The sequence below is a fragment of the Flavobacterium bizetiae genome, from assembly GCF_902804475.1.
In the GTDB taxonomy this organism is placed as follows: Bacteria; Bacteroidota; Bacteroidia; order Flavobacteriales; family Flavobacteriaceae; genus Flavobacterium; species Flavobacterium bizetiae.
Genome location: NZ_CADCSU010000144.1, coordinates 1 through 5108, shown reverse-complemented (window position 1 = coordinate 5108; position 5108 = coordinate 1). Strand labels below are relative to the sequence as shown.

Sequence of the window (5108 nt, the reverse complement as noted above, 5' to 3'; positions counted from 1 at the left end):
TGAAAAACGCAAATAAATTATGGTAAAAATAACAATATCCAAATTAAAACATATTTTTTTTTCACTATGCATATATTTAATTGCTTTTTATTGTATAATTGCAAGTTATTAGATTACTTTTAACATTCTAAACCCTTTTTCACCCTATAATCTTCCTTTCTCCTATTATATTTTATAAAAGAAGCTACCCAATTTTTAAAAGTTGCTAATTATCAACTCTTAAACTAATTTTGAATAAAAAACGAATTAACTCAACTAGACTTAAACATTTTTTTACCCCCTAAACCAAACCAAAAACATGCGAAGAATTGTAATTCTATATTTTTTCATTGCAGGTTTCTCTCTCTCTGCGAAAGAGACAAATCCTGTTTTAGAAGAATTAGATAAAGTGCTCCTTAAAAAGGAAATCTATTTAAAACAGAAGTATCGTAAAATTGAAGCTTTAAAGAAAAACGTTTCTAAGTTTACTTTGAGCCAGAACAACGAGCAACTCTACGATAACTATATGCTCTTGTTTGAAGAATACAAATCATTTAAATACGACTCAGCTTATTATTATTTAGAGCAGGCCAAGATCAAAGCCATCGTACTTAAAGATCCTGTGTATCTGGCTAAAAGCCGAATTAAAGAAGGTTTTGTACTACTTTCTTCCGGGCTTTTTAAAGAAGCGATTGATACCCTGAATGTTATTGATGATAAAAAACTCGATCAAAGAAATAAGTTTGAATTTTATTCTATAAAAGCGCGTGCTTATTATGATCTGGCCGATTATAATAAAGATCAGCGTTTTAATATTCATTATGTACAACAAGGAAATCATTTCCTGAAAAAGGCTTTAGAATTAATAGGAACCAATACCAATGAATATTGGGCCGCAGAAAGTCTGAAACGCTTAAAACAACAAGATTGGCGTGGTGCCGAATTTGCGTTTAGCTACTGGATCAACAACTACAAATTACCGCCTGACTATTATGGTATTGCTACCTCGAGTCTGGGGTATATTTATTCTGAAAGAGGATATACTAAAAAAGCGATATATTATCTGGCTTTGGCGGCTATTGCCGATGTTAAAAATGCGACAAAAGAAACTGTTGCGCTTAGAAATCTGGCCAACGAACTCTTTAAAATGGGTTATCTCGACAAGGCGAATGAGTACATTAACATTGCCATGGATGATGCTACTTTTTATAATGCCCGACATCGAAAAATCGAAATTTCGTCGATATTACCAATTATCGAAAAAGCACAATTGAACAATGTAAAAGAAAAAAATGATAAACTCGAAAGGATTATTATTCTCCTGACGATACTTACGGTGATTATTATCTTATTCTCGATTATCATTTTCAAACAATTAAAAGAACGAAATAAAGCCAGAAAAATAATGGCTTCATCTTATGCACAGCTTCAGGAAATGAATATTAGTCTGAGCGAAGCCAATGCTATTAAAGAGGAATATATTACTTATTTTATTAAAGCAACTTCGGCTTTCATTAATAAAATAGATCATATCCAAAAAAGTACGCTTCATAAAATCATCACAAAGAAAACCGATGAAGTTATTGCGAGTTTAAAGCGCTATAATGTAAAGGAGGAACGCGAGAATCTTTTTCACCAATTTGATGAAATCTTCCTGAAGTTATTCCCCACTTTTGTAACCGATTTTAATCATTTGTTTCCTAATGATCATAAATGCGTGGTTAAGAAAGGAGAACTTTTAAACACAGAACTCCGTATTTTTGCTTTGTACCGATTAGGAATTCAGGACAGTAATCAAATGGCTGAATTTTTGGAACTTTCTGTAGCTACAATCTATACGTATAAAACCAGAATCAAAAGCAAATCAGATTTTAAGGATACTTTTGAAGAAAAAATTATGGCGATTAAAACGATCTAATTTTTTTGCGCACGGATTTAAATGGGTTAGAACAGATTTACACCGATTTTTTGTGTGGATTATTGATTCAAAAAGTTAGCCACGAATTACACAAATTTTCACTAATTTTTTATGCTCTAAATTGATAAAAAAGAATTTGTGAAAATTTGTGTAATTCGTGGCTAACTTTTTTCCATACATAACAGATAAAAAAATTAAAAATAATCTGTGACGATCCGTTTAATCCGCATAATCTGTGGGCTATTTCTACTCTGATGTTTCTAATTGAAGAATCACGTTTTGATATCTTGTACTTAACGAAAATAACTGCTCGGCAAAAATCATAATGGCAAGCGGAATAAAGAAAAACGATATCAGATTTTCTACATATAATAAATATGTTGTAAACATAAAAATACGGACGTATTCAAGATAATACATCCATTTTCGTTGTTCTAGCAATGCACCACAATTGACTAATGTGATTAGAATAATCGAAAGCACAAAAACCTTATCTACAGCATTTAAAAACTCAAAATAGTACGTAAAAACCGTTAGGAATAAAGTACAAACCCCTAACTGAATATAAAGGTAATTTTTAAATCGAAGTCGTTGATGCGGATTGGCTTTGTCTTGCAGGAAACGTTTTTCAAGCGTTGGGCGAATATCCTGATCCATATGAGCAGGACTCCCAAAAACGGCTTTCCATTTTGCCTTAAAACCCTCAGAACGTTTCCATAGTTCGTAGATCTCAAAATAATAATGAAAGTGTTGCCAGAGGAAACTATAACTTTTTAGCGGATGCGTTAATCCGTATTTTGGTTTTTCCTCTTCTTCCTGAAAAGTTCCAAAAAGACGATCCCAAAAGGTAAACATATCGCCATAATTTTTATCTAAATATTTCTCATCAGAGGCATGATGCACGCCGTGAACAGATGGTGTTACAAAAACATATTCCAGCCATTTTACACGTCCGATAAGTTGTGTATGCGTAAAAAAAGAATACGCTCCGTGAACAATAAGCATCGTAATTACCATTGAAGGATGAAACCCAACCAACGGAAGTACGCACCAAAATCCGGTTCGCACGACGGCCTGAAAAGTAGTAATTCTGGCTGCTGCCGTAAAATTAAATTCTTCGCTATGATGATGCACAATATGCGCTGCCCAGAAAAAATTAACTTCATGACCTAATCTGTGGTACCAATACCAGACAAAATCGGTCGCTAGAATTAGGGCAATCCAAACAAAAACATTGCTTGGGATATCTAAAATTCTGTAATTGTCATATATCAGATAATACAATTGGTAGAAACTTGCGGCTATAAACAAATTGATTAATCGCTCAGCAATACCAATGCTAATATTAGACACTGAACTTTCGTAATTAAAAATTTCCGGTCTCTTTTTGCGTTGCGCTAATTTATATTCTAAGAATAAGAATAGAAAAAAAGCAGGCATTGCAAAAGCTAGAAAATTAATATGTTTCATTTTAAAAATTCCTTTTTTGATTCGTTAAAAACTTAAAACAAAGATATTTTCATCGATTAATACCTTCTCTTTTGAAAATAATATTAATCAATGAAAACAGTCTTTATATTCTAAAACCTAATTTTTAATTCTGTTTAAACTTAGGCGTATCTACCGCCACCTCTTTTACAGATTGTGTATCGGCTACTTTTTGCAACGCAATAATATAAGCTGCAATACGTGGCGTAACATTATATTTAGCTGCGATTCTAAAAACGGTTTCGAAACCTTTTTCTAAGATATCTTCTAAACGTGTATTGATCTGGTGAATTCTCCAGGATTCTAAAAGCGAATTCTGTAACCATTCAAAATAAGAAACCGTTACTCCGCCCGCATTGGCTAAAATGTCCGGAACCACTAGTACATTATTATTGTGCAATATTGCATCAGCATCAGACGAAACGGGTCCGTTTGCACCTTCAACGATAATTTTTGCGCGAATATCATGGGCATTTTTTTGCGTGATAACATCCTCTTTGGCAGCAGGAATCAATACATCTACATCTAGCAATAATAGTTCTTCATGTTTGATGGCAACTGAGTTTGGATATCCTTTAATGCTTTTATTATTCAGATTATAATACAAGATTAATTCCGGAATATTCAATCCTTCTGGATTATAAAAAGCTTCAGAAACATCACTAACAGCAACCACTTTTAGTCCTTTTTCGAACAAAAACAAAGCCGAATGCAATCCTACATTACCAAAACCCTGAATGGCAACGGTAGATCTTGCCGGTCTTAATTTTAATTTTTGAAGTGCCAATAAGGTAATAATGCTTACGCCTCTTCCTGTTGCTTCTACTCTGCCCAAAGATCCTCCTGAATGCAAATGTTTTCCGGTTACAACCGCATGAATGGTTTTGCCGTGCACTAATGAAAATTCATCCATTAACCAACCCATTTCATCAGGTCCTGTTCCCATATCTGGCGCAGGAACATCTTTTTCAGGTCCGAAAATATCAGCTAAAGCTTTAGTGTAGGCTCTGGTAATTTTCTCCAACTCTGCTTTAGAAAGTGTTCTCGGGTCACAAATGATCCCTCCTTTTGCTCCTCCAAACGGAATTCCGGTAACGGCAGATTTCCAGGTCATCCAGGCTGCAAGCGCTTTTACTTCATCAAGGTTTACGGCTGTATCATAACGAATTCCTCCTTTTGACGGCCCTAAAGCCGTATTGTGGATTACGCGATAACCTTCGAAATTTTGCTCTATGCCATTGTCTAAGGTAATTGAGAAATTAACGACAATTTGTTTTTCAGGTCGTTGTAGTTTCTGCCTGATAGATTCATCTAAATTTAGAATATCAGCAGCGATATTAAAACGATCAATCATAGATTGAAACGGATTCTGTTTAATTAATTCTGTACTCATAATAGTATGTCTTTTAAATTTGGGTTTATTTTATTTAGAAATTGATTCACTTAAAGGCTTTCCCCATTACTACAAAAGCTCTTTGCTCTTGCTAACAACAACATGGAATTTTCATTAAACAGCATTGCATCATAATGTTTGTATTTCTATTTGATCTCATTTTATTGATTTTTTAATAGTTCTAAAAAAAAGCCTTTCATGGTGCATGAAAGGCTAAAAAAAAAATAACTAACAAGTATCTCTCTATTAACGCCATTTCATCGCATCGTTTGACATGCAACACATCGTGAAGCTGCACATAAACGGGATGATATATAGACTATAGTTTTT

The 5108-nt window shown here is 33.7% G+C and carries 3 protein-coding genes; 1 reads left to right on the top strand and 2 read right to left on the bottom strand.

Going from position 1 to position 5108, the window contains the following annotated elements:
- The first annotated feature begins 298 nt into the window (after positions 1–298).
- Positions 299–1897 carry a DUF6377 domain-containing protein gene (locus FLACOL7796_RS19560; RefSeq protein WP_173972480.1) on the top strand — a complete coding sequence of 533 codons (1599 nt, stop codon included), beginning with the start codon at positions 299–301 and terminating at the stop codon, positions 1895–1897.
- A 246-nt stretch (positions 1898–2143) separates the two neighbouring features.
- Here FLACOL7796_RS19560 and FLACOL7796_RS19555 read toward each other — a convergent pair whose 3' ends face one another.
- Together FLACOL7796_RS19555 and FLACOL7796_RS19550 are read right to left on the bottom strand one after the other, a co-directional pair.
- Positions 2144–3367, bottom strand: a complete 1224-nt coding sequence (locus FLACOL7796_RS19555) for a sterol desaturase family protein (RefSeq protein ID WP_173972479.1) — start codon at positions 3365–3367, stop codon at positions 2144–2146.
- A 124-nt stretch (positions 3368–3491) separates the two neighbouring features.
- Positions 3492–4778, bottom strand: a complete 1287-nt coding sequence (locus FLACOL7796_RS19550; RefSeq protein WP_232067414.1) for a Glu/Leu/Phe/Val family dehydrogenase — start codon at positions 4776–4778, stop codon at positions 3492–3494.
- Between the last annotated feature and the right edge of the window lie 330 nt (positions 4779–5108).